Source organism: Varunaivibrio sulfuroxidans (assembly GCF_029318635.1).
GTDB classification, from domain to species: Bacteria; Pseudomonadota; Alphaproteobacteria; order Rhodospirillales; family Magnetovibrionaceae; genus Varunaivibrio; species Varunaivibrio sulfuroxidans.
Map to the genome: position 1 here is coordinate 2389405 of NZ_CP119676.1, position 24969 is coordinate 2414373.

The 24969-nt window shown below is 60.9% G+C and carries 23 protein-coding genes; 16 read left to right on the forward strand and 7 right to left on the reverse strand.

Annotated features, from left to right (window positions below; translation table 11 throughout):
• Positions 1 to 33: 33 nt before the first annotated feature.
• Positions 34 to 426 (reverse strand): RNA-binding S4 domain-containing protein, encoded by a 393-nt coding sequence (locus tag P3M64_RS11240; RefSeq protein ID WP_132938620.1) that lies wholly within the window; start codon positions 424 to 426, stop codon positions 34 to 36.
• Entirely contained in the window at positions 423 to 3218 is a 2796-nt protein-coding gene (locus tag P3M64_RS11245; protein WP_132938619.1) for a helicase-related protein, read from the reverse strand. Before P3M64_RS11245 ends, P3M64_RS11240 begins: the two co-directional genes overlap by 4 nt.
• 276 nt (positions 3219 to 3494) lie before the next feature.
• Between P3M64_RS11245 and P3M64_RS11250 the strand changes: the two genes are divergently transcribed.
• Complete coding sequence (locus P3M64_RS11250) at positions 3495 to 3962, forward strand: YbhB/YbcL family Raf kinase inhibitor-like protein (RefSeq protein ID WP_132938618.1); 468 nt, start codon at positions 3495 to 3497, stop codon at positions 3960 to 3962.
• Positions 3963 to 4011: 49 nt separating this feature from the next.
• On the opposite strand, the gene P3M64_RS11255 is transcribed toward P3M64_RS11250, so the two are convergent.
• Entirely contained in the window at positions 4012 to 4386 is a 375-nt protein-coding gene (locus P3M64_RS11255; RefSeq protein WP_132938617.1) for an HPF/RaiA family ribosome-associated protein, read from the reverse strand.
• 647 nt (positions 4387 to 5033) lie between these two features.
• Here P3M64_RS11255 and htpG point away from each other — a divergent pair.
• Both htpG and P3M64_RS11265 read left to right on the forward strand, forming a co-directional pair.
• Entirely contained in the window at positions 5034 to 6974 is a 1941-nt protein-coding gene (gene htpG / locus P3M64_RS11260) for a molecular chaperone HtpG (RefSeq protein ID WP_132938616.1), read from the forward strand.
• A gap of 121 nt (positions 6975 to 7095) precedes the next feature.
• Positions 7096 to 7827, forward strand: a complete 732-nt coding sequence (locus tag P3M64_RS11265; RefSeq protein WP_165886266.1) for a sulfite exporter TauE/SafE family protein — start codon at positions 7096 to 7098, stop codon at positions 7825 to 7827.
• Between the two features lie 159 nt (positions 7828 to 7986).
• Here P3M64_RS11265 and P3M64_RS11270 read toward each other — a convergent pair whose 3' ends face one another.
• Positions 7987 to 8187 (reverse strand): hypothetical protein, encoded by a 201-nt coding sequence (locus P3M64_RS11270; protein ID WP_132938614.1) that lies wholly within the window; start codon positions 8185 to 8187, stop codon positions 7987 to 7989.
• A gap of 436 nt (positions 8188 to 8623) precedes the next feature.
• Positions 8624 to 11296: an aconitate hydratase AcnA gene (gene acnA / locus P3M64_RS11275; protein WP_132938613.1), complete on the reverse strand. Its 2673-nt coding sequence runs from the start codon at positions 11294 to 11296 to the stop codon at positions 8624 to 8626.
• Positions 11297 to 11910: 614 nt separating this feature from the next.
• Between acnA and ccmA the strand changes: the two genes are divergently transcribed.
• The 9 genes from ccmA to ccmI all read left to right on the forward strand — a co-directional run bounded on the left by ccmA (position 11911) and on the right by ccmI (position 19535).
• Positions 11911 to 12588 carry a heme ABC exporter ATP-binding protein CcmA gene (gene ccmA / locus P3M64_RS11280; RefSeq protein ID WP_132938612.1) on the forward strand — a complete coding sequence of 226 codons (678 nt, stop codon included), beginning with the start codon at positions 11911 to 11913 and terminating at the stop codon, positions 12586 to 12588.
• Positions 12585 to 13250, forward strand: coding sequence for a heme exporter protein CcmB (ccmB, locus tag P3M64_RS11285; RefSeq protein ID WP_132938611.1), 666 nt, complete (start codon positions 12585 to 12587; stop codon positions 13248 to 13250). Before ccmA ends, ccmB begins: the two co-directional genes overlap by 4 nt.
• 262 nt (positions 13251 to 13512) lie before the next feature.
• Positions 13513 to 14238, forward strand: a complete 726-nt coding sequence (locus P3M64_RS11290; RefSeq protein ID WP_132938610.1) for a heme ABC transporter permease — start codon at positions 13513 to 13515, stop codon at positions 14236 to 14238.
• Positions 14239 to 14278: 40 nt separating this feature from the next.
• A complete protein-coding gene (ccmD, locus tag P3M64_RS14435) occupies positions 14279 to 14476 on the forward strand; it encodes a heme exporter protein CcmD (protein ID WP_407702174.1) in 198 nt (65 codons plus the stop codon).
• 1 nt (position 14477) lies between these two features.
• A complete protein-coding gene (gene ccmE, locus P3M64_RS11295) occupies positions 14478 to 14951 on the forward strand; it encodes a cytochrome c maturation protein CcmE (protein WP_132938608.1) in 474 nt (157 codons plus the stop codon).
• A 31-nt stretch (positions 14952 to 14982) separates the two neighbouring features.
• Positions 14983 to 16977, forward strand: a complete 1995-nt coding sequence (locus P3M64_RS11300) for a heme lyase CcmF/NrfE family subunit (RefSeq protein WP_132938607.1) — start codon at positions 14983 to 14985, stop codon at positions 16975 to 16977.
• Between the two features lie 88 nt (positions 16978 to 17065).
• A complete protein-coding gene (locus P3M64_RS11305) occupies positions 17066 to 17602 on the forward strand; it encodes a DsbE family thiol:disulfide interchange protein (protein WP_132938606.1) in 537 nt (178 codons plus the stop codon).
• Positions 17599 to 18108: a cytochrome c-type biogenesis protein gene (locus tag P3M64_RS11310; protein WP_132938605.1), complete on the forward strand. Its 510-nt coding sequence runs from the start codon at positions 17599 to 17601 to the stop codon at positions 18106 to 18108. Before P3M64_RS11305 ends, P3M64_RS11310 begins: the two co-directional genes overlap by 4 nt.
• Positions 18105 to 19535 (forward strand): c-type cytochrome biogenesis protein CcmI, encoded by a 1431-nt coding sequence (ccmI, locus tag P3M64_RS11315; protein WP_132938604.1) that lies wholly within the window; start codon positions 18105 to 18107, stop codon positions 19533 to 19535. The genes P3M64_RS11310 and ccmI overlap by 4 nt, the downstream gene beginning before the upstream one ends.
• A gap of 143 nt (positions 19536 to 19678) precedes the next feature.
• Here ccmI and P3M64_RS11320 read toward each other — a convergent pair whose 3' ends face one another.
• Positions 19679 to 20113, reverse strand: a complete 435-nt coding sequence (locus P3M64_RS11320; protein ID WP_132938603.1) for a DUF1924 domain-containing protein — start codon at positions 20111 to 20113, stop codon at positions 19679 to 19681.
• 5 nt (positions 20114 to 20118) lie between these two features.
• A complete protein-coding gene (locus tag P3M64_RS11325) occupies positions 20119 to 21234 on the reverse strand; it encodes a cytochrome b/b6 domain-containing protein (RefSeq protein WP_132938602.1) in 1116 nt (371 codons plus the stop codon).
• A 341-nt stretch (positions 21235 to 21575) separates the two neighbouring features.
• On the opposite strand from P3M64_RS11325, the gene P3M64_RS11330 reads away from it, so the two are divergent.
• The 4 genes from P3M64_RS11330 (at position 21576) to P3M64_RS11345 (ending at position 24815) form a co-directional block, all read left to right on the forward strand.
• Positions 21576 to 22319, forward strand: a complete 744-nt coding sequence (locus P3M64_RS11330) for a cytochrome b/b6 domain-containing protein (protein WP_165886265.1) — start codon at positions 21576 to 21578, stop codon at positions 22317 to 22319.
• Complete coding sequence (locus P3M64_RS11335; RefSeq protein ID WP_132938600.1) at positions 22301 to 22744, forward strand: PepSY domain-containing protein; 444 nt, start codon at positions 22301 to 22303, stop codon at positions 22742 to 22744. Before P3M64_RS11330 ends, P3M64_RS11335 begins: the two co-directional genes overlap by 19 nt.
• Positions 22745 to 22808: 64 nt before the next feature.
• Complete coding sequence (locus P3M64_RS11340) at positions 22809 to 23480, forward strand: response regulator transcription factor (RefSeq protein WP_132938599.1); 672 nt, start codon at positions 22809 to 22811, stop codon at positions 23478 to 23480.
• Between the two features lie 3 nt (positions 23481 to 23483).
• Positions 23484 to 24815 (forward strand): sensor histidine kinase, encoded by a 1332-nt coding sequence (locus P3M64_RS11345; protein WP_132938598.1) that lies wholly within the window; start codon positions 23484 to 23486, stop codon positions 24813 to 24815.
• Positions 24816 to 24969 lie beyond the last annotated feature (154 nt).

Genomic DNA, 24969 nt, shown 5'->3' on the forward strand with positions numbered 1-24969 from the left:
CTCCTGTCTGCGCGGTTGGGTTAGGGTCAGGACCTAATCGTAATCTTTTAGGCGATCGATGGCGCGTCGCTCGGCCTTAGTGGGGCGGCCCGCGCCGGGATCGCGCCGGGCGGAGGGATAAATACCATGCTTTCCCGGCGCGCGCGCGTCTTCTTGCGGGCTGTGGTCGATGTACAGGCTCTGGGCTTCGGGCGCGGGGCCTCGGCGTGCGCCCAGGGCGACGACTTCGATGATGCGCTTCCGTTCGTTCAGGGTGAAGGTCAGGATATCTCCGATTTTTAAAGCGTAGTGGGCTTTGCTTGGCTCCGACGACGCCCTGCGCACATTTCCCGCATGGCAAAATTGCGTGGCGCGGGCGCGGCTTTTAAAAAAACGCGCCTGCCAAAGCCACTTGTCCAAGCGGATCGTCGCCGGGGGCGTGTTCATTTCTTCAATTTCAGCTCCAGCAACTTGGCGAAGGGCGAATCGGGATCGACCGTGGGCTTGGCCTGTTCATCGCGCCGCGAGGCGGGATGCGGCGCGCCCTTACGGCTCTTTTTGACCTTGCTTCGCCCGCCCGGTTTTTTCTTGTGGGCGGTCTTGCCGTCGGCGGAGGGTGGGGGCGTTTGCGCACCGTCTCCCGGCGGCGCGGGGGACGCGGACGGTTTCTGTTCACCTTGTTCGGATGCGGGTGTTCCGGTGTCGCCCGAAGCCGGCGTGGGCATGGTCCCGTCGGGTACCGGCGCGGTCATGACGTCGGGGGCTTGCGTCGCGTCGTCGTTCTGCGTGGTGGAGGCTTCGGCCGCGGCTTTCAGCGCCTTGCGGACTTTATGACGCAGGTGTTTGAGCGTGTATTTATCCTCGATGGCGACGAACCCGATGTCGTGGAGGATGGCGTCCATTTCCTCGGGGCCGCAGCCGGCCAGGGACATCAAATCCGCAGATAGGGAAAATGCGCCATCGCCATCGCGCAGCAGGCTCCAGGACAGCTCGCAGATGCGCTCCAGCATATCGATGCGCAAGGCCAACGGGCCGGCGCGGCGAAAGCCCACGGCGTCGTAATAGCCGCGGGGTTGGGCACGATCGAAGGGAACGGAGACTCGACCCGGCGGCGGCGGCGGCGGCGGGCTGAGCAGGCTTTCGCGCACCGCCCACAGCATCAGGCGCATTTCCATCGCGGCGGGCTTGAGCAATTCGGGCATATAGACCATTTGGCGACCGAGGCGCACGCCGAGGCGGCGCATTTCCCGGCGTTCCTCGCGCTCGATCGCCTTGATCTGCTCCTCGACGCCCTCGCGGTCCAGCGAGCCCAATTGTTCGGCCAATTGAAAAACAAGTCCCCGAGCCGGCCCCTTGAGGTCCGAATCGAGGGCGGTGAGTAGGGGCTTCATGCGGGTGTTCAGCGTCGTTTCCAGCCACAGGGCGAGGCGGGTTCGAATTTTTTCCCGTTCGGGGCTGTCGAGCAGATCCGACGTTAGGGCGAAGGCTTGGGGCTTCAGCGCCGCCGGACCCGCCTTGACGGCCCCGACCGCGTCGCCGCGCCACAAAATTCGCCCCTGGGGCGTGAAGCTAAATTGCGCATCGTCGTCGAGGGTCAAGGCGGAAACCCGTTCCTTGACGCGGGCGCGCAAGATCCGGGTCGCGGCGTGGTCCAGCGCGCGCGCCGCGCCATCGTGCTCGTTTGCGTCGGCGGTGAAGCGAAATCCACGAAGGTGGCCGATAAAATGGCCTTCGACTTCGACGGCGCCATCATCGGCGATATGGGTGTCTATGTGATCTTGATCGGTCATGGGACGCATTAATACAGCACTTCTTCGGTCAACGAAACGCTGAGTTAAGCGCTCGTGCAGGGTATCTGACAAGTTGTTTTCGATGCTCCGGGTGCGTTCTTGCCATCCTATGGGGTCATCAAGCCATCCGGTTTGGTGCGAAACGTAGGTCCAGGTTCGGATTTGACTGATCCGTCCCAACAAGGTGTCGATGTCGCCGTCGAGCCGGTCCAGGCGGGCGACGCGCTCGTTCATCCACGATCCCGGCAGGCGTCCGGCGGGGCCCGCCAGGTGGCGAAAAAGCTGTCCCAGCAGTTGGGCGTGGGCGTCGGACATGATTTTTTGAAAGTCGGGAATCCGGCAGACGTCCCAAAGCAGGTGCACCGCGGCTGGGGTGTGCGCGATATCGCGCAGGACGGCGTCCTTGGCGAGCGTGATCAAGGCCCGTTCGTCGTGGGCTTCGCGTGCGCGCACCAGACCGGGGCGATCGGGAACGTCGCGCAGGCTGTGGAGCAGGGCGTCGAGCGAAGAAAATCTTAGCGCCGCGTTGCGCCAAAAGAGCGTCCGCACGGGGGCGAAATTGTGGTTTTCGATCTGCTCGACTTCCTCGGCGCTCAGGCGGTCTGCGGCCATGGTGGTGCCGAAGGTGCCGTCGTTCATGTGCCGGCCCGCCCTTCCGGCGATTTGGGCCAGTTCGGCGACGGACAGGCGGCGTCGGATGCGCCCGTCGAATTTTCCGGTCGCGGCCAGGGCGACGTGATCGACGTCCATGTTCAGGCCCATGCCGACGGCGTCGGTGGCGATTAGGTAATCGACCTCACCGGATTGGAACATCTCGACCTGGGCGTTGCGGGTGCGCGGACTGAGCGCCCCCATCACCAGCGCCGCGCCGCCGCGGTGACGACGCATCATCTCGCCCAGGGCGTAAACGTCGGCCAGGGAAAATGTGACGACGGCGCTGCGCGGGGCCAGGCGGGTAATTTTCTTGCGCCCGGCATAGCCGAGCGCGGAAAAGCGGGGGCGCGAGATAAAGGAGATGTCGTCGAGCAGCGCGCCGAGCGCCGGGCGCATGGTGTCTGCGCCCATGAACATGGTTTCCTTCAGTCCCCGGGCGTGGAGCAGGCGCTGGGTGAAAATGTGGCCGCGTTCGGGGTCGGCGCACAGTTGGATTTCATCGATGCCGACGAAGTCGAGGGGGCGGTCGGTGGGCATCGACTCCACGGTGCACAGAAAATAGCGTGCGCCCTTGGGGAGGATTTTTTCCTCGCCGGTGATCAGGGCGACCTGCCCCCGGCCCTTGATCTTGACCGCCCGGTCGTAATTTTCTCGCGCCAGCAGGCGCAACGGGAACCCGATCATGCCCGAGGCGTGTGCCAGCATGCGTTCCATCGCCAGGTGGGTCTTGCCGGTGTTGGTGGGGCCGAGCACCGCTTTCAGATTGTCGCGAAGGCGTGATGTTTCGATATGCATAGCGGGAACCGTCGGCCTCTCGATAGGGGAGCCATGGAATGGAAGGTGTTATCGCAAATTTCGGCGCGCGGCGCTAGGGTCAGGGCCTCTTCATCTGGTGCGTCTGGCGGAGATGAATAGGCCCTGACCCTAGTCTCCCGTTGGATGGCCAGTCTCCCGTCGGATGGAGTGGGTGCGCGACGGTCGAGTGTGCTATGATGTCCCCTTCGACCGGGGGGCGAACGATCGCATCCGAACCGTAGAAATTAAAGGGGGATAGATAGGGAGGACATGTAGATGGGGCTTATTCTCAGCAGTCCGGCTTTCGACGAAGCGCAAAGAATACCCGACCGGCACACTTGTATGGGCGAGGACGTCTCGCCGCAACTGGTGTGGGTGGGCCTTCCCAAGAGTACGCGGAGCCTGGCCTTGATCGTTAGCGATCCCGACGCCCCGGCGGGGACGTGGTATCACTGGGGGATTTTTGATATCCCTCCTACCTTAGGCGGTTTGCCCGAAGCGTTCCCCTGCGAAGAGCTGTCGGACGGTATCCGCCAGTCGCTCAACGATTTTGAGCGGATCGGGTATGGCGGTCCTTGTCCGCCCAAAGGCCATGGCGTGCACCACTACCGCTTCACGCTGTTGGCGCTGGGGGTTGAAAGCCTCCCTCTCGGTTCGGGAATCGACAATCGGGATGTCGAGGTCGCCGCCGCCCAGCACGTCATCGAACGGGCCGTTCTCTGCGGAACTTACTCGCGCGCCTAGGGCGACGCCCCTTGTTAAGGGGGCGGTCCTAAAGATTAAGGGGGCGACTTTAAAGGCCGATTTCCTCCGGCGGGTTCTGGCGTTCCTTGGTCCGGCGCTTTTCAGTGCGGCTCTTTAACTGGCGCTCGACGGCGCTGAACGCGTCGCGTACGGCGAGATAGGGGTCGGTGTGGGCGGGGTTCGCGCCGGGATCGTGAAAAATGATCGGATCGGTTCCCGGGATGACGAGATCGACGCCGACTTCAAACAGCGCGCCCTTGGTGTGGTGCTTGTGGGGCAGGGCGACGGTGACCCGACACTGGGTGATCCGTTCGTGATAGACATGCAGCTTTTGGGCGCGCGCCTCAATATCGACCTGAAGGGCGTCGGAATGATCGCAATTGAGGAATCTGACCTGGACGGGAATTTGTTTGAGATCTTTCATGAAAGTCTCCAACCGGGGTTGAAAAACCGGGAGGTGCGCACCCACTCTTCCGGTTCCCTTTCGCGCCGCGTGAAACGCGGACGACGCGGCGGGGCGGGGATCGGCGGGGTGAATGTCAAAGGCGAGTCCTCCCTCCGGTCAGGACCTCTTCATCTGGTGCATCTGGTTTGTGAAAAATGTCACAAGCCGAGGAGAAGACTTGCCGGAAGTGCCGTTCACTTTCAAAAGTCTTCGACGACGTTCCTGGGGCATTTTTCACAAATCCCTGCGGGACGGGATGAATTTAAGCGCGGATGTCGTTGGAAAACCCTTGCAACTTGCAATGAGAGCCATTGCGGCGGGTTCTCCGCCTAACCCGCACTTAAATTCATCTCCGCCGGATGCATCAGATGAAGAGGTTCTGACCCTAGTTTTAGATGGTCTCGAACGGGGAGGCGGTCAAGCCCGTGGGCGTGAAGAAAAACGGACGGGGAGTCTACGTGAAGGGGTTGCATCCGCTTGGCAAACAAGACATATCTGTCGTGCGCGCAAGGCCCGCGCTCCGTCGTCGGGCGGCGCGGCGTGATTATGAACTGTAATTTTGACGATGACCCTTAGTTTCTGACGATGACCCCTAATTTTGACTATGAAGTGAGTGACGTATCGCCATGACGACGCAAACCTTTACCTTTCAGACCGAAGTCAGCCGGCTTCTCGATATCGTTGCGGGATCTTTATATAGCCATAAGGAAATTTTCCTGCGCGAGTTGATTTCCAACGCCTCGGACGCCTGCGACAAGCTACGCTACGCGGCGCTGACCAAACCGGAGCTTATCGACGACGGGGCGAGCGGTGATTTTCGCATCGCGCTTGCGGTGGACGCCAAGGCCAAGACCCTGTCGGTTTCGGATAACGGCATCGGCATGAACCGTCAGGATCTGATCGACACCCTGGGCACCATTGCCCGTTCGGGCACGGGCGCGTTCGTGGACGCCTTGTCGGGGGACGCCAAGAAGGATTTGCCGTTGATCGGCCAGTTCGGCGTCGGTTTTTATTCCGCCTTCATGGTGGCGGACAAGGTCGAGGTGCTGACCCGCAAGGCGGGCGAAGCCGAGGCCTGGGTATGGACATCCGACGGCAAGGGCGCGTTTGAAATTTCCGACGGCGCGCGGGGCGCGCGGGGAACCACGGTGACCTTGCACATGAAGAAGGACGCCAAGGAATTCCTTGAGAAAGAGCGACTCAAACATATCGTCAAGACGTATTCGGACCACATCGGCTTTCCCATCGTCCTTGAGGAAGTGAAAGATGCGAAAGGCGACGGCGACGGCGACGGCGACGAGAGCGCGCCCCTGAACGCCGCTTCCGCCCTTTGGACGCGCCCGAAAAGCGAGATCACCGAGGAGCAATATAAGGAGTTCTACCATCATTCTTCCCATAGCTTCGACGATCCCTGGCTGACCTTGCACAACCGGGTCGAAGGCGTGCTTAGTTACACCAATTTGCTGTTCATTCCTTCGACGCCGCCGTTTGACTTGTTTCAACCGGAACGCAAAGGGCACCTTAAGCTTTACGTCAACCGGGTGTTTATTACCGAAGACTGTGAGGGGTTGGTGCCCAGTTGGCTTCGGTTCTTGCGCGGGGTGGTCGATTCGGAAGACCTGTCTTTGAACATTTCGCGCGAAATACTGCAGAACGATCCCAAGCTGGCGAAAATTTCTAGCGGTCTGGTCAAGCGCGTTCTCGGCGAATTGAAGAAAAAAGCCGAGAAGACGCCTCAGGATTACGCCGATTTCTGGAAAAATTTTGGCGCCGTCCTCAAGGAAGGCTTGTACGAAGACTATGCCCGGCGAGACGAGCTTCTTGCCCTCAGCCGTTTCAAGAGCACGGCGGGCGACGCATGGGTGTCCTTGGAAGATTACGTCCAGCGCATGAAGGAAGGTCAGGACGCGATTTACTACATCACCGGTGAAAACCCGGAACAGTTGGCCAAAAGTCCACACCTGGAAGGCTACCGCGCCAAGGGTGTCGAGGTTTTGTTGCTGTCCGATCCGATCGACGATTTTTGGGTTTCTGCGGTAGGAAAATTCAAGGACAAGGATTTCAAGTCGATTACCAAGGGCGCGGCGGACCTGGATAAGGTTAAGGGCGCGGACGGAAAGGACGACGGTTCTCAGGACGACGCCGGAACAGCGCCCGGGATGGACCGCCTGATCGTCGCCGTCAAGGCGGTTCTGGGCGATGCGGTTAGCGACGTGCGCGTCTCCAAACGCTTGACCGACAGCGCCGTTTGTCTGGTTGCCGACGAGGGGGCGATGGATGTCAACCTGGAGCGGATGTTGAAACGCCACGGCCAGATGACCGGCGGTATGAGCGGGAAGATCCTCGAAATTAATCCCAAGCATCCCTTGATCGAAAAACTGGCGTCGCGGGCGGAAAACGCCGCCGCGCAGGATACGGAAGAAGCGGAAAAAGCGGAGAAAGACGCGACGCTGGACGACGCGGCTCATCTTCTGTTCGATCAGGCGAAAATCGCCGAGGGCGAAATTCCCGACGATCCCCAGGCTTTCGCCCGGCGACTGAGTGCGATGATGGCGCTCGGCGTTTGATGGACGCGCCCGGTCGGGCGCGGCGAAACCGTTCTTGACCGGGCGCGCCCGCGCGCCGTATATCTTTCTCGGCCCCGCGCATCCATGGGGGATGCGCGGGGCTTTTTCTTTGGGGTTTGCGATGTGGGCGACGTTTGATCCGGCCTTTGGGTTTTCGGCGTTGGCGGTTTTCGGCGCCGGCGTGCTGCGCGGATTTACCGGCTTCGGCGCCGGTATGGTGATCGTGCCCGCCCTTAGCCTGATTTACACGCCGCCGGTGGCGGTCGCCACCTTGGTGTTGATCGAAATCGTGGCGACGATCCAATTGATGCCGCGCCTGGTTTCCCACGTCGAATGGCGCACGGTGTTGCCGTTGGGCGCGATGGCCTGCCTAGGGTTGCCGGTTGGGGCCTGGGTGTTGCTCAACGCCGATCCCGCTATAATGCGCCGTGCGATTGGCGTCGTCGTCATGTTTTCGGCCTTTATCCTATCGTTTGGGGTGCGTTTTTCGGTCACCCCCAGCCGAAGCATGGCGGTCGGCGCGGGGGCTTTGTCGGGCGTATTGTCGGGGGCGACCGGGGTCGGCGGCCCGCCGATTATCCTGTTTTACCTGTCGGGTCCACAAAACAAGATGATCGCGCGGGCGTCGATCACGACGGTTTTCGCCGTGACGACGGTCCTGATGAGCCTGATTTTTTGGTGGGAGGGGGTTTTGACGGCGCACCTTCTGCTGCGTTGCGCCGTTCTCGTGCCGTTGTATACCGTCGCCGTGTGGATGGGATCGCACATGTTTTCGATCGCGTCCGAAACCGTCTTTCGCCGTGCGGCGTTCGCCGTTCTGTTTGCGATGGCCCTATTGGCGTTGTTCGGTTGAGGGCGTTCCGGGTGACTAGGTCCTGACCCTAGTGGTTTGAGTTTAACATTTGAGTCCGATGCAATTGGACACAAATGTGTGAAGAAATCAAACTGCAACAAAAAGATAGATAGTGGTCGGCCCGATGGTTCGCGGGAGCGAAACGTCGGAGTCGATCCACTAGAGCCCGACCCGCAAATTGCGGCGGCTTTGGGCGATCAGACCCGTCAATTCGGAGAGATCGACGCCGTCGCTGGCCATCAGCTTGTGGGTGATCGGGTCGCCCAGCACCTCATCCAATGACGGTTCGAGTCCGACGAACCGCGTCTGCCGTGTGGTGGTGGGCCGTGTTTCCGGGCGTTCTACTTTGCGCGGCGTCATGGTTGTCTCCATACTTTTTGTGCGATTGAATTGGTGGGCCGTCCTATAACGGTCTCATAACAACCGATATTTACGGCAAAGCGATGGCGGTGATGTGAAACTTACGTGACGAATGTCTTTTGGCGACGTCCCCCCATCTTGCTTGTATTTTCTTGTCCGTGTTTTCCTCCCCGCGCACAAGAACGGGCGCGGCGGCGAAGCCGTGGGATAGACATCGGGTCTCTGTTTTGGATTTTCAAGGGGCGATAGCGACGCCCCTGCTCGTCATCAAACCCGAAAGCGGCGGGAACCCGCTTGGAAATGCCGCTTTTTGGGGGCGCGTCGGGGTATGAAAAACCCCGGACCAGGATATGGTCCGGGGTGGTGGATACGACGAGAGTCGAGGATGTCGGGCGACGATGTCCGCCATAGGCGGGGCCCGCCATGAGAAGGCTTTTTAAGCCTTGTTCAGATTGCGCAGAACGTACTGCAAAATGCCGCCGTGACGGTAGTATTCGACCTCGTCCAGGGTGTCGATGCGACAGGTCACGGCGATCTCCTGCACCGTGCCGTCGGCGCGGGTGATGCGCACGGCGACATCTTGGCCCGGCGTGATCGCGCCGCCGATGCCGGTGATGTCGAAAGTTTCATCTCCGCGTAGCCCCAAGGATTTGCGGTTTTGCCCATCCTTGAAGCGCAACGGCAAAACGCCCATGCCGACCAGGTTGGAGCGGTGGATGCGCTCGAAGCTTTCCACCAACACCGCCTTCACGCCGAGCAGTCGGGTGCCCTTGGCCGCCCAGTCGCGCGATGAGCCGGTGCCATATTCCTTACCCGCCACGACGATCAGCGGCGTGCCGGCGTCCTGATGGGCCATCGCCGCCTCGTAGATTGAGGTCTGCACGCCATCGAGCAGCGTCACGCCGCCTTCGGTGCCGGGGGCCATTTCGTTTTTGATGCGGATATTGGCGAAGGTGCCGCGCATCATCACTTCGTGGTTCCCCCGACGCGAGCCGTAAGAGTTGAAGTCCTCGGGTCGGACCTGATGTTCCAGAAGATAGGCGCCGGCGGGGCTGTCCTTCTTGATCGCGCCGGCAGGCGAAATGTGATCGGTAGTCACCGAATCGCCGAGCAGGGCGAGCAGTTTCGCCCCCGTGATGTCCTCAATCGGGGCGGGATCGGCGGCCATGCCCTGAAAATAGGGTGGGTTGGCGACGTAGGTCGAGCCGTCTTTCCAGTCGAAGGTCTGCCCGGCGGCGGTCTGGATGTCGCGCCATGCCTGGGGACCTTCGAAGACGTTGGCGTAGCGTTCGCGGAACATTTCCGGCGTCAGAGCCTGGCGGATGGCGGCCTGTATTTCGCCATTGGTGGGCCAGACGTCCTTCAAGAACACCGGGTTGCCGTCGGTGTCCTTGCCGAGCGGCTCGGTGGTGATATCGCGCGTCATCGACCCGGCCAAGGCGTAGGCGACGACCAGCGGCGGCGAGGCCAGGTAGTTGGCCTTGACGTAAGGGCTGATCCGCCCTTCGAAGTTGCGGTTGCCCGACAGCACCGCGGTGGCGACCAGATCCTTGCCGTTCACGGCATCGACGATGGCGGGGTCGAGCGGACCGGAGTTGCCGATGCACGTGGTGCAACCGAAGCCGACGATGTTGAACCCAAGGGTGTCGAGCGGCGCTTGCAAACCCGCGCTTTGAAGATAGTCGGCGACGACTTGCGAACCCGGCGCGAGCGACGTCTTTACCCAAGGTTTGGCCTGCAGGCCCTTGGCGACCGCCTTTTGCGCCAGAAGCCCGGCGGCGATCAACACGCTGGGGTTGGAGGTGTTGGTGCACGAGGTGATCGCCGCGATGACGACGTCGCCGTCGCGCAGATCGAACGTTTTGTCGGTCACGGTGGCGACGCGCGGCGCATCTTCGCCGGACAGATCCTTCAGCGTTCCTTTAAAGGACGCCCCGGCGGCGCTCAACGCGATTCGGTCTTGAGGGCGCTTCGGTCCGGCGAGGGCCGGCGTGACGGTGGAAATATCCAGCGTCAGCGTGTCGGTGAACACGGGATCGGGGGTGGTGGCGTCGCGCCACATCCCCTGGGTCTTGGCGTAGGCCTCCACCAGGGCGATGCGTTCGGCGTCGCGCGCGGTGAATTTCAAGTAGCGCAGGGTCTCCGCGTCGATCGGGAAAATGCCGCAGGTGGCGCCGTATTCGGGGGCCATGTTGGCGATGGTGGCGCGGTCGGGCAGGCTGAGGTGGTCGAGGGCGGGACCGTAAAATTCGACGAATTTTCCGACCACGCCTTTTTCGCGCAGCATTTGGACGATGCGCAAGACCAAATCGGTGGCGGTGACGCCCTCGGCCATTTCGCCGGTCAAATTAAAGCCGACGACCTCGGGGATCAGCATCGAAATCGGCTGACCGAGCATCGCCGCCTCGGCCTCGATCCCGCCGACGCCCCAGCCCAAGACCCCCAAGCCGTTGACCATGGTGGTGTGGCTGTCGGTGCCGACCAGGGTGTCGGGATAGGCGACGGGGATGCTATCCGTGTCGTCGCTCCAGACCACCTGGGCCAGGTTTTCGATGTTGACCTGATGACAAATTCCGGTTCCCGGCGGCACGACGCGGAAGTTGGCGAACGATTTCGCGCCCCATTTCAGGAATTCATAGCGTTCCTGATTGCGCTGAAATTCAAGCGCCTCGTTTTTGGCGCGCGCGTCGGCGGAGCCGGCGAAATCGATGGTGACGGAATGGTCGATCACCAGATCGACGGGCGACAGCGGGTTGATTTTTTGGGCGTCGCCGCCGACTTTGGTCATCGCGTCGCGCATCGCGGCCAAATCGACGACGGCGGGCACGCCGGTGAAATCCTGCATTAAAACACGGGCCGGGCGGTAGGCGATTTCCTTTCCGGCGCGGCGCGTTTGGGTCCATCCGGCGACCGCCTTGACGTCATCGACGCCGACCGTGCGGCCATCTTCGAAACGCAGCATGTTTTCGAGCAGGACCTTCATCGAGAACGGCAGGCGTGAGACATCGCCCAGGCCCTGCTCTTCGGCGGCGGCCAGACTGTAATAGGCGTAAGAGGCGCCGCCCACATCAAGGGTGCGTCGTGTTTTCAGGGTATCGCTGCCGGCCATGAAGGGTCTCCTCGATGTCCTCGTGCGTCGTTATCGGTGCTGCGCGCACGGGAAAAAGCGTTAAAACTAAAATGTGTTGGCGCAGGGCGATCGGCGTTTTGCGGCCCCCTGCATCCGGAAGATTAATGTGTTAAAGGCCGCGCACCGTGGTTCTCGGGGCTTTTGGAGGGGACGCGGCGGCCTTTCGCGGCGCAACAATAGCGTCCGGGGCGCGACAAGTGAAGTGTGAACATTGTTCCTGTATGTCCGCCCGTTTTTCGCCGTTCGTCCGGCGGTTATCGGGACAAAAACAAATGATCACGAGATTGTCCCGTTCTGAGCATAAAGTCGCCACATTTGGGCGTCTAAATCCTATTCATAGGCTCCCCTGAGACCTTGCCAAAGAGTTCCCTCCCTCTTTGGCCCCTGGAAACGGCAGCGATGCCGACCCTGACGGCTGGATTTCCCCTGATCCAGCCGTCGCCGTTTTCGGGGCGCGGTTTCGTTACCTTCGACGTTTTCTTGCGGCCGGGTCGTCCCATCTCGATCCCAAATGCGTCTTGCCGGTGCGTGGCTATCGCCTTTTTTTCGTTTTATGATATTGTCCGGCGTCTTTTTTTCGTGTGGGGAGATGGATGGCCTGTTTTAGCGCTGAAAGCCTAGATTGCGTGCGCGGCGAAAATCACGTGTTCCACGCCCTGAATTTTTCCCTGAATTCGGGGGGCGCCCTGGTTTTGATCGGCCCTAACGGATCGGGAAAATCGAGCCTTCTGCGCATGATGGCGGGATTGTTGCGCCCCCATGCGGGCGTGTTGGCGTGGGATGGCGAGGATATTCGCGAGGAACCCGACGCCCATAACGCCCGCTTCCATTACGTCGGCCATCACGACGCCGTGAAACCGGTGTTGAGCGTGGCCGAAAACATTCTTTTTTGGGCGGGCCTGCGCGGCGGCGGGGCGGACGATTTCGCGCGCGCGTTGGCGGTCATGGATATCGCCCATCTGGTTGACGCCCCGGGCCGATTTTTGTCGGCCGGTCAAAAGCGTCGGGTCAACTTGGCGCGGATCATCGCCGCGCCCGCGCCGCTGTGGCTTCTGGACGAACCGACGACGGCGCTCGACAAGGCGTCGATCGCGCGCCTCGAGGCGGCGATCGAGCAGCACCGCGCCGCGGGGGGGATGGTGGTGGTCTCGACCCACAGCGATATCGCCCTGGCGCGGGGTGAGGTGCTGGATGTCGGCGACTACTGCGCCAATCTCGGCCCGTATGTCGATGGGTACGATGGCGTTTCGTACGAGGACCTCGCGCAATGAACGGTTTTATGCTCGTGGTGCGCCGAGACCTCAGGCTATCGTTCCGTCAGGGCATCGACAGCTTCATGGTCGTCACCTTTTTCGTTCTCGCCGTGGTGCTGTTTCCCTTCGGCGTCGGCCCCGAGCCGAATATTCTGGCGCGCATCGCCGCCGGCGTGATCTGGGTGGCGGCGTTGCTGTCGGCGATGCTTTCCTTGGAACGCCTGTTCCTGGCCGATTATGAGGACGGATCGCTGGAACTGCTGGCGCTTTCTCCGGGGGTTTTGGAGGTCACGGTACTGGCGAAAATCACCGCGCACTGGTTGACCACGGGGGTGCCCCTGATTGTCGCCGCGCCGGTGTTGGCGGTGCTTTTGCATATGAACGGCGATGGATTTTGGATATTGGTGGTGGCGCTGTCGATCGGCACCCCGAGCCTGTCGTTGATAGGCTCGGTGGGGGCGGCTTTAATCTTGGGTTCGCGCCGGGGCGGGGTCTTGTTGTCGCTGCTGATTCTCCCGCTCTATGTGCCGTTGTTGATATTCGGCGTTTCCGCGGTGGACAGTGCGATCGCCGGATTCCCCTTCTCCGCCCAGCTTTATGTTCTGGGCGCCTTGTTGTTGGGGGCGTTGGCGTTGTGTCCCTGGGCCGCCGCCGCCGCCTTGCGCCAGGCGATGGAATAAGGGGCGATGAAGGCGCGCCGTTGGACTTTGGTCAAGGCGGCGACGCGAAGACTTGATATGCTGTCGTGACCGACCGTCATTTGCCGTCGTGATCGACCGTCATTTGTTGTCGTGATCGACCGTCCGGGGAAACACATTTTCCGGCAGAGCCGTCTTACGGTATGAAACGAGACGGCCTACAATGAAGAGGAGGGGCGCCGGATATGTCCCTCGTGTGCGTTAAAAGATGCCCTCGTGTGCGTTAAAAGATGAAAGTGATCCCATGCACCGGTTTGCCAATCCTACCCGCTTTCTGCGTCTGAGCGACGTGATTTTGCCCTGGTCGGCGGCGTTGACCGCGATCTTGATGACCGTCGGTCTGTACGGTGCGTTTTTCATCGCCCCACCCGATTATCAGCAGGGTGAAAGCGTGCGGATCATGTATGTCCATGTGCCTTCGGCGTGGATGGGGTTGTTTTGTTATACCTCGCTGGCGATCGCCTCGGGGGTGGCGCTGATCTGGAAGCATCCGCTGGCCGACGTCGCCGCCCGCGCGACGGCGCCGATCGGCGCGGCGTTCACGTTTTTGAGTCTGGTCACGGGCTCGCTTTGGGGCAAGCCGATGTGGGGGACATGGTGGGTCTGGGACGCCCGCCTGACGTCGATGCTGATTTTGTTCTTCCTCTATCTGGGATATATGGCGCTGGCAGGGGCCTTCGATGACCGCGCCCGGGGGGAGAAGGCGTCGGCGATTTTGGCCCTCGTCGGTTTCGTCAACGTGCCGATCATCAAGTTTTCCGTCGATTGGTGGAACACGCTGCATCAACCGGCCAGTGTCTTTCGCATGGGCGGGCCGACGATCGCCTGGTCGATGTTGTGGCCCCTGTTGGTCATGGGGGCGGCGTTTACGGCCTATTATGTTTGGGTTTTGTTGTTGCGCATGCGCGCCGAACTGATGGCCAATAAAATCCGTATTTTGCGCATGAAGCGTATACAATCGCACGGCTGAACAGGGCACGAGGAAGTTTCGCATGTCTCAATTTTTCGCTATGGGCGGGTACGCCGCCTTTGTTTGGCCATCTTTTATTCTTACGGCTGTAGTCTTGGTCGTGATGGGGTTTGTCAGCTGGCGCGCGATGAAAAAGAACGAGTCTGAATTGAAGGAGCTGCAAGGCGCGCCACGCAGGTCGCCGCGCGATGCGCCCGCCACGCCGCCGGCGGGTCGCGCCCCGAAGGAGCACGCTTGAGATGAAGCGCAAGCATAAACGCCTGACGTTCGTCCTGATCGGCATGGGGCTGCTGGGCCTCGCCGTGGGGCTGGCTCTGTCGGCGTATCGTCAGAATATTGTTTTTTTCCATAGCCCGACCGATGTGGTGACGAAAAAACCGCCGTCCGACCGTCGTATCCGATTGGGCGGTCTGGTCGAAAAGGGGAGCGTCGTTAAGACGCCGGGGAGTGCGGTGGTGAAATTCCGGGTGACGGATTTGGCCAATTCGGTGCCGGTAACCTTCAAGGGGTTGCTGCCCGACCTGTTCCGTGAAGGCCAGGGCGTGGTGACCGAGGGGCATATGGTCAATGGCGTTTTAATCGCCGACGAAGTGCTTGCAAAGCATGACGAAAAATACATGCCGCCGGAAGTCGCCGACGCCCTGAGAAAATCCGGGAAGTGGAAAGAAATGTCTACCGAAATGAAAAAACAGGCCCACCAAGGGGCTCAATAAAAACGCCGCTGCGTGAAGAGGGAGATACGTGATGATCGTCGAAACCGGCCATTTCGCCTTGATTTTGGCCCTGATGGTGGCGTTGTTTCAGGCCACCGTTCCCTTATGGGGCGCGCAACGCGGCGACGGTGCGTTGATGGCGGCGTCGCGGTCCGCCGCGGCGCTACAGTTCGCCCTCGTGGCGATCGCCTTCGCGGCGCTGACCTACGCCCATGCGACGTCCGATTTTTCAGTCCTTAACGTGGTCAACAATTCGCATTCCGACAAGCCGATGTTGTACAAGATTTCCGGCGTGTGGGGAAATCATGAAGGCTCGATGCTGTTATGGGTGCTGATTTTGGCGCTTTACGGTATCGCGGTGGCGGTGTTCGGGCGTAATTTGCCGCCCGCGTTGCGCGCCCGGGTGCTCGCCATCCAGGCGCTGATCGCGGTCGGCTTTTATCTGTTCATTTTGTTCACGTCGAACCCGTTCGTGCGCATTTTCCCCGCCCCGGCGAACGGCCAGGGCCTCAATCCCCTGTTGCAGGACCCCGGTCTGGCGTTTCATCCGCCGTTTCTCTATCTCGGCTATGTCGGCTTTTCGATCGCCTTTTCGTTCGCCATCGCCGCCCTGATCGAGGGCCGGGTGGACGCCGCCTGGGCGCGCTGGGTGCGCCCGTGGACGCTGGCGGCGTGGACATTTCTGACCGTCGGGATCGGCCTGGGGTCGTGGTGGGCGTATTACGAGCTGGGCTGGGGCGGATGGTGGTTCTGGGATCCGGTGGAAAACGCCTCGTTCATGCCGTGGTTGGTGGGCACCGCGCTTTTGCATTCCTCGATCGTGGTGGAAAAGCGCAACGCCCTTAAGGGGTGGACGATCTTCCTCTCGATCCTGGCCTTTTCGTTTTCCCTGCTGGGCACCTTCATCGTCCGCTCCGGGGTGCTGACGTCGGTGCATTCCTTCGCCACCGACCCCAGGCGCGGGGTGTTCATCCTGGTTTTGCTGATTATCGTGATCGGCGGTTCGTTCACGCTGTTCGCCTTGCGCGGACCGCAGCTGAAAGCGGGCGGCCTATTTCGGCCGATCTCGCGCGAAGGCTCCTTATTGCTCAATAATCTTGGGATGACGACGGCGGCGGCGGCGGTGCTTCTGGGCACGCTGTATCCGCTGTTCCTCGACGCCATCGGCGGCGACAAGGTGTCGGTCGGGCCGCCGTTTTTCAACGCGGTGTTTATCCCGCTGATGATGCCGGTGTTGATCGTGATGGCGGTGGGACCGTTCATGGCGTGGAAGCGCGGCGATCTGAAAAGCGCCCTGACGCGCTTGCGAATCGCCCTGTTCGGCGCCGCCGCGGTGAGCCTCATCGGCTGGTATATCCATTCCAGCCAGACTATTTTCGCCGCCCTCGGCATGGGGGTCGCGGCGTGGTTGATCATCGCCACCCTGAGCGACGGGGCCGTTCGCATCAAACTGTTCAAGACGTCGTTGGGCGAAAGCCTGCGCCGTCTGGCTCATCTTCCCCGCGCCAATTGGGGAATGTGGATCGCGCATATCGGATTGGGCGTCGCCATGGTTGGGATGATCGGTTCGACGATTTGGCGCACCGAGAGCATTCAAGTGATGAAAATCGGTCAAACCGTTCACGTTTCCGGCTTCGATTACACCTTCAAGGGGGTGCGCGAGGGACGTGGGCCGAACTATTTCTCGACGACGGGAACCTTGGATGTCTCGCGGAACGGCAAGGCCGTCACGGTGATGCATCCGCAGAACCGGATTTATCCGGTGCAGCATCGTCCAACGACGGAAGCGGCGATTTATCCAACCGTGTGGCGCGATCTTTACGTCGCCCTGGGCGATAAGGACGCGGGCGGCGGATATGTCGTGCGGATTTACGACAACCCCCTGGTGACGTGGATCTGGGGCGGCGTTCTGTTGTTGATGTTGGGTGGTTTGGTAAGTCTGACCGATCGCCGTCATCGTATCGGCGCGCCGACGAAAAGCCGGACCAAGGCCCCCTCCGGCGCGGCGGGCGCGCCGGCCGAATAAGGGGCGAGGCGGTCCCTCCGGTCGTTCTGGTGGGCAATTCCAAGGAAAAAACAACGGGGGTTCGGTCCCCGCGGAGAAATCGGAAGTCATGCGTCGTTTGGTATTTCTTGTTCCCCTCGGGATATTTGCCGTCCTCGTGGTCTATTTTGCCGTTGGTTTAACGAAGGACCCGAAAATACTGCCTTCGGTCCTGATCAACAGAGAAGTTCCGCCTTTCGATTTGCCTGCGATCCAAGGACCGTTCAAGGGGTTCGCCAACCGGGACTTGATCGGGCAGGTCACGCTGGTCAACGTCTTCGGTTCGTGGTGTATCGCGTGCCGGGCCGAGCATCCCTTCTTGGTGCAGATCAAAAGCCAGGGCGCCGTCCCGATCTATGGCATTGATTGGCGAGAGGTTAATCGGGTCGATGGTCCGGCCTGGCTCGCCCGGCTGGGTAATCCGTACACACGTGTCGGCGACGATCCGGACAGCGCGGTGGCCATCGCTTTTGGCGTTACCGGCGCGCCGGAAAGCTTTATCGTCGATAAAAAAGGGGTCATTCGTTATAAGCAGATCGGTCCGATCACTCCCGAAGCGTGGGACCGGACCATGCTTCCCCTGATTAGGGAGTTGCAAAAACAATGAGACGTTTTTTCCTTTTGCTGATCGGCGCGGCGGCGGTCTTCGGCGCGTCGCGCGCCCTCGCCGTCGAACCTAGCGAAATGCTGGCCAATCCGGTGCTCGAACACCGCGCCCGCGTGGTCGATAAGCAACTACGCTGCGTGGTCTGCCAGAACCAGTCGATCGACGATTCCGACGCCGACCTCGCCCACGACATGCGGGTGTTGGTGCGCAAGCGGATAACGGCGGGTGACAGCAATCAGCAGGTAATCGATTACATGGTCGGGCGCTATGGCGATTTCGTCCTGCTTGATCCGCCCCTCAAACCGGCGACGTATGTTTTGTGGTTTGGGCCGGCCTTTATCGGGTTGATCGGTCTTGGCGTGCTTTTCCTTTTCTATCGCCGCCGTATCGTTCGGGACAGCGGCGACGGCGACGGCGACGGCGAGGGCAAGGGGATGGCTGAACCGCCGTTAAGCGCCGCCGAAAAAAAACAATTAGAGAGTCTCTTGAAGGGCGATAACGCATGAATATGCTGATGATTTCAGCTCCAATTTTGGTGTTTATGACGGTGGGAATTTTGGCGGTATCGGTATTGCGCCGCGCCAAGGACGGGTATTCCCGCAAGGAATATGACGTTGCTATCTATAAGGACCAATTGACGGAAGTCGATCGCGATCTCGATCGCGGTGTGCTCAACGCCGATCAGGCCGAGGCGGCGCGCGTGGAAATCGAGCGACGCATGCTGGGCGCGGATGCGGGCGCCGGGGCGTCCAAAGGCCGCCCGCTGTCGCAAAAGGCCCATCGGGTGCTGACGGCGGTTGTCGTCGTCGTCGTGCCTTTGGGCGCGGCGGCGTTGTACCTCGACCTGGGTAAGCCGACGCTGCACGATCTGCCTTACGCCGGACGCCACGACCCTGCGTTTCAGCAGGCCAACCGACTCGATCAACTTCGAAGCATGGTGGTCCAGCTCGAAGAAAAGGTGCAGCGCCGGCCCAACGACCAAAAGGGCGTCGCTCTGTTGGGGCAGGCCTATGTCGCCCTCGGCGAATATGAAAAAGCGGTCAAAATGTATCGACGGCTGGTTAAGCTGACCAACCGCGGAACAGAGGCCTTGGCGGCCTATGGCGAGGCTTTGGCGCTGGCGGGAAACGGGCCGATTCCGAAAGAGGCGCAAACGGTATTTCAGGAAATTCTCGTGCGCGACGCCAACGACCCCAGGCCGTATTTTTACCTTGGTATGGCCGACGCCCAACAGGGTCGTCTCAAGGCGGCGATCGACACCTGGATGGCGCTGGTCAAGCGGTCGCCCCCGGACGCCCGGTGGTTGCCGCAGTTGGCGTCTCTAATCGGCCAGGCGTCGAAGGAACTGGGCGTCGCCCCGCCCCCGGAAATTCTGGCGCTTAGCCAACCGAAACTGCCGCCCTTCGCATCGGGTGGGGCATCGGGGGGTGCGTCCTCCGGCGCTTCGGGGCCGACCCGGGAACAAATGCAGGCAGCGCAGAACATGACGCCCGAGCAGCGTCAGGCGTTCATTCGCTCGATGGTCGATAAATTGGCGCAGCAGTTAAAGGCCAACCCAAACGATCTTCAGGGCTGGCGGCGCCTGGCGCGCGCTTACGACGTTCTTGGTGAGAAGGACAAGGCGAAGCAGGCCCGTGAAAGGATCGCCGCGCTGCAAAAAAGCGGCGCGCAAAATCAAGGTGGCGGGCAGAGTCGGGTCGCCCCGCCGCCGGGGCCGACCCGCGAGCAAATGCAGGCGGCGCAGAGTATGACGCCCGAGCAGCGCCAGGCGTTCATTCGCTCGATGGTCGATAAATTGGCGCAGCAGTTAAAGGCCAACCCGAACGATCTTCAGGGTTGGCGGCGTCTGGCGCGCGCCTATGATGTCCTCGGCGAGAAGGACAAGGCGAAGGAGGCCCGGGCCAAGATTGCGGTCCTGCAGGGCAAGCCCTGACGCCCGTGCGCTTGTCCCCGTGCCCGTGTGCTTCTCCCGTGAGCTTGTGATGTCCGTCCGCGTGTGACGCATCAAAACGCCCGCCCCGTAATTCTGCGGGGCGGGCGTTTTAGTGCGGACGTTCAGGTGGGGGTGGGTGCGCGTCACAGGCTATTCATGAAGGTGATGTAATCGCCCTTTTCGGTCGCCGTGCAGGCCCGACCGATAACGCTTTTGCAATTCCGGCGGAACCACTTGGCGACTTTCTTCGGCTTGGTGAAACGCGCCGGGGTGCGCGAGACGGCCATCGGTTCGATCACCTTTCCGGCGCGGGTCTTGCCCTGGGCGCGCGGGTCCATGGTATGGCACGTGCTGCAACTCGGCGTATCCGGTTTTCCGGTGGTGAATTTCGTGGAGAACAAAGTTTTTCCGCGTTCGACGCTGAAGGCGGAGAAATTCGGGTTCTCGGCCTTCGCCTGGGCGGCCAACTTAGCCAAAATGGCGTCGCGTGCGGGATCGGCGTGGGCCGTTTGGGCGGTGGAGGCGATGGCGAAAACGCCGAGGCCGAGGGCGACGAAAACGGAAGCGGTTTTTTTCATAAATATTACTCCTTGGGGATATTGATTTTTTGATCGTCGAAACGGCCGCTGGCGTCATCGCGATGACAGGCGGCGCAATGGCCTTTGGCGCCGATCGACTTGCGGGCGAAAACCGCGGGGGGGATATTTTTGTGTTTCCATACCCAGTATGGGGTGGCGGTAATTTGCCAAGGATGGCGGGGGTTGACCTTACGGAAGCGGTTGGCCGCCTCGGTATCCCAGGCGTCGGCGCTGTTGGCGCTAAGGTAGCGTGTAATTTCAACCTGATCGGCAGGAGCGAGGGAGGCGTCCTCGCCGAAATGGTTGCCTAGGTTGCCCATCAGAGCGCGCCAGGATGACGCCGGCAGCAGGCTGGGGTGGTAAAGCTGATGACAATCGGCGCAATTACCCTGATAGGCGCTGTTTGCGGCCAATTTTGAAAGTCCCGACGGCGGAATTTTCGATAGCCCCCACAACGCGCCGCCGCCGGCGAGGACGAAGGCGCCCAGGACCGTCGCCGCGGCGCCGATACGGGGGGCGCGGGCTTTGGGTGGGATCACCCCGGCGGGTAGGGCCTTCCAGCCCGTGATCATGGCGCGTACGAGATCTTCGCCGGTGAGACGGATTTCCAGCACCACCCCGGCGATATGAAGCACCACCAGGCCGAGCAGGGTATACACCAGGACGTTATGAACCGTGCGCGCGATGTCGCCCGCGCCATAGCCGACGACGCCCGCCAGCGCCCCTTGGTTTTCCTCGCCGCCGAGAAGGGTCAGGCCGCTCAGGGAAATGCCGGCCAGGATGAAGATCAGGGTGAACACCATCAGCGCCCCACTGGGATTGTGCCCGACGTAATGGCTTGGGCGCAGGAAAACCAGCTCGCGCATGTGCGCCCAAATTTCCCGAGGCGAGAAGGTAAAGGTTTCGATGCGTGAAAATTCGGAACCGTAAATCCCCCAGACCAGGCGAAACACAACCAGGACCACGGTGATATAACCGGCCCAGATGTGCACGCCCATCCACCATTCCGGGGCGATATAGCCGGTGATGAAACCGATGGCGACCGAGGCGACCAGCGTCCAATGGAACAGCCGGACGGGAAGATCCCATACCTTGATACGGCGCTGATGGTGTGTCGTCATGACGTTGTCTCTTCAGGGATGCGTCGTGTTTGCGGAGGGGGCCGTTTTTTGGCGTCCCGGTTTTGGGTGCAAAAGAACGCCGCCTCAGCGACGGGATCGTCAAAGCGCGTTCCGATTTGACCCTTATACGTCCAGCACTGTGGTCAAAAGGCGCTTAACCCAACCTGAATATGCGGGCGAATTTTGAAATTTAAGGGACCGGAACGCACATTCAGGAGACATTCATGTTAATTGTGACATTTTTATTCCAAAATGAAATTCGTATTTTAAACCCTATTTTAAGTATAACTTCGCATGTGCCGTCGGACTGGCGCGCTAAAAAGCCGAGAAGGAAAGTCAGCATGTGTCCTGATACTCGAAGCGACGAAAAAGCGCCCTCGCGTCGCAATCCGGCCTTGGATGAAAAGGGCGGCGCGGGGCGCGGGGCGTCGTCACCGCCATCCGACGTTAAGGTCTGGGATTTTCCAACCCGGGTGGTTCACTGGGCCGTGGTCATCTTGGTCGGCGTCGCGTGGGCGACCTCGGAAGGTGAAGGAGAGCACGTGCTAACGTCGGTGCACGTCGATGCCGGGATCGCCATTCTCGTGCTGGTGATTTTCCGTTTGATGTGGGGTGTGATCGGCTCGAAACATTCGCGCTTTGGCGACTTCGTCCGCTCTTGGGCGGTCGTGCGCACATATGCGGTGCGCTTGTTTTCCTTCAACCCGCCGCGCTATCTTGGGCACAATCCTCTGGGCGGATGGATGGTCTTGACGCTGTTGGCTTTTCTGGCGGTATCGGTCGTCTCGGGCCTGGCAATGAGCAAGGACGGCTATGTCGGGCCTTTCGCCCATGGTCCCCTGGCGCCGTTGGGGTATGCGCACGAAGGTCTGACGACGGCGTTGCTGGCTTTGGCGGGGGTGCACGTCTTTGGGGTGCTGGCGCACTTCTTTCTTTCGGGGGAAAATTTGGTTCGCGCCATGTTTAGCGGAATTAAGACAAACACCATGTCCGCGCCCGATGTCGCGGGGGGATACGTCGGGTCTTGGCGGGCGGCGCTGGCTCTTGCCGGGGCGATGGCGATAACATGGTGGTGGATCAGGTGACGCGGCGTCATGATGGATGTTGGCCGGTTAAGGGCGCTTTCGCCGTGTTGCTTGTCGCCGTCGGTCTATTCCTTGTCCCGTCTTCGGCGCGGGCCGACGGCGTGGACGATCTTAGCGATCATGAGCGCGCGCGCAAGGCGATGATCGCCGGAGAGGTGGCGCCGCTGTCCGAGGCGTTGAGCAAGGCGGGGAAAATCTATCCCGGCGAAGTGATCGAAGTCGAACTGGAGAACGAGGCCAAAAACGGCGATAAAGACAAAAAAGAGTATGGGACCACCGTCGAAGGGTTCATTTACGAGCTGAAGGTGCTGACGGAGGAAGGTAACGTGTTAAAGATTAAGATGAACGCCAAAACCCTGGAGTTTTTGTCCGTCGAGGGGCATGACGGCAAGGAGCACAAAGACGGCAAGGAGCACAAAGAGTGACGGACGGTGTGGCGCGCGGGCGCGTGGGGCGGGTGCGCCGGAAATTCAGGGGTGAGGGATAACCATGCGCGTATTGGTGGTGGAAGACGATCCGGGGTTGTTGCGGCAAATTTCCCGGGCCTTGTCCGAGGTCGGCTACTCCGTCGATCCGGCGCCGGACGGCGAGGAAGGGCAGTTTCTTGGTGAAACCGAACCCTATGACGCGATCGTTCTCGACCTTGGTCTGCCCAAGATCGACGGTTTGACGGTGCTTGACCATTGGCGTCAGTCGGGGGTCGCCATTCCTGTTCTGATTTTAACCGCGCGGGACACCTGGAACCAAAAAGTGGCGGGCTTCGACGCCGGAGCGGACGATTATCTGACCAAGCCCTTCCACATGGAGGAACTCCTGGCGCGCTTGCGCGCCCTGATCCGGCGCACGGCGGGCCATGCCAATCCGATGCTGGAATGCGGGTCGGTGCAATTGGACACGCGTACCGGAAAGGTAACGAGCCGCGGCGCCGGCGTCACCCTGACCGCGCATGAATTGAAGGTTCTGAGCTATTTCATGCATCACCAAGGCCGTGTGCTCTCGCAAACGGAACTCATCGAACATGTTTACGATCAAGACTTCGACCGTGATTCCAATACGATAGAGGTTTTTATCGCGCGACTTCGCAAGAAACTGGGCGCCGAGATGATCAAGACCCATCGCGGGCGGGGATATTCGATGTCGCCGCCCGGCGAAAGCGCCTAGGCCATGGTTTACCGGTCGGTAAGTCTGCGCTTGATCCTGGGGGCCAGTCTTTGGATAACGTTGACGCTGGCGCTTTCGGGCACGGTACTGGTCGGTCTGTTGCGCACCCAGGTCGAACAGTCCTTCGACCGCATCCTCTTCGCCCATATCGAGGAATTGCTGGCGTTGAGCGACTTTGTGGACGGCAGGCTAAAAATGCGCCGCCATCCCGCCGACCCCGAATACAACCGGCCGCTGTCGGGGTGGTATTGGGAGGTGGTTTCCAACGGTCGAATTCTCGACCGGTCCCGCTCGTTGTGGGATCAGGTGCTGCCTGAGATGACCCCGCCGTCACGTGGGCAGCGCATCGGGGTGACTATTGCGGGACTGCGCGACAAGCACGTTCGCCTTGTCGCCGAAACGTTTAGTCTGCCCGGCGCCCCGCACGAGGTGACGATTTATGTGACCGGCCCTACAAAGGTGATCGACAAGGCGATCGGCGAGTTTACCGAAGCCCTCGTGACCGCCCTGCTTTTACTCGGTTTCGGCCTGATCGTCGCCGTGTTCTTGCAGGTGCGCTACGGGCTGCGTCCGCTCAACTTGATGCGCCAAAAATTGGCGGCGGTGCACTGTGGCGCGGCGGACCGCTTGCAGGGACGCTTTCCCATGGAGGTGCAGCCTCTGGTCGATGATTTGAACGGTCTGTTGGCGCATAACGCCAAGGTGATCGAGCGGGCGCGCACCCAGGCCGGCAATCTGGCGCACGCCTTGAAAACGCCGTTGGCGGTTCTGGCCAACGAGGCCGACCACCTGCCGGAGGAACCTCGCCATGCGATTTGGCTGCAAACCAGCTTGATGTCGGACTTGATTGACCGCCATCTGACCCGTGCGCGCGCCGCCGGGTCGCGGGGCGTCGCTGGCGCGCGCGCCGATATCGAAGGCTTGGCGCAAGGGCTGGCGCGTACCTTGAAGCGGATATACGAGCGGCGCGACATCGACGTTGCCGTGGAGGAAATGGGCGGCCTGTCCTTTCAAGGAGAGAGCCAGGATCTCGAAGAAATGCTCGGCAATTTGATGGACAACGCCTGCAAGTGGGCGGAGCATCTGGTGGTGGTCAGCGCCCGCAAGGATGGCGATCTCCTTGTGATCTCGGTGGACGACGATGGGCCGGGAATCCCCGCCGAATATCGCGCCCGTGCGCTCGATCGCGGCCACCGATTGGACGAAAGCAAGCCGGGTAGCGGCCTGGGGCTGTCGATCGTTCTCGACATGGCCGAACTGTATGGCGGACGATTGGAGTTGGAGAGATCGTCCGCTGGCGGCCTGTCGGCGCGCCTGCATCTTCCCGCGGCGTGATCAAAACCCAAGGGGTTCCGGTCGCGTGTCCTGGAGATGTTTTTTTCAATTATTTTATACTTGGGCTTGCCTTTTCGGGCGCGAATGCGCATAAAGCCGCGCAACGAAAGTATGCCCGTCATCGCGCCAAGGGGATTTTTCCTGCGCCGTGACG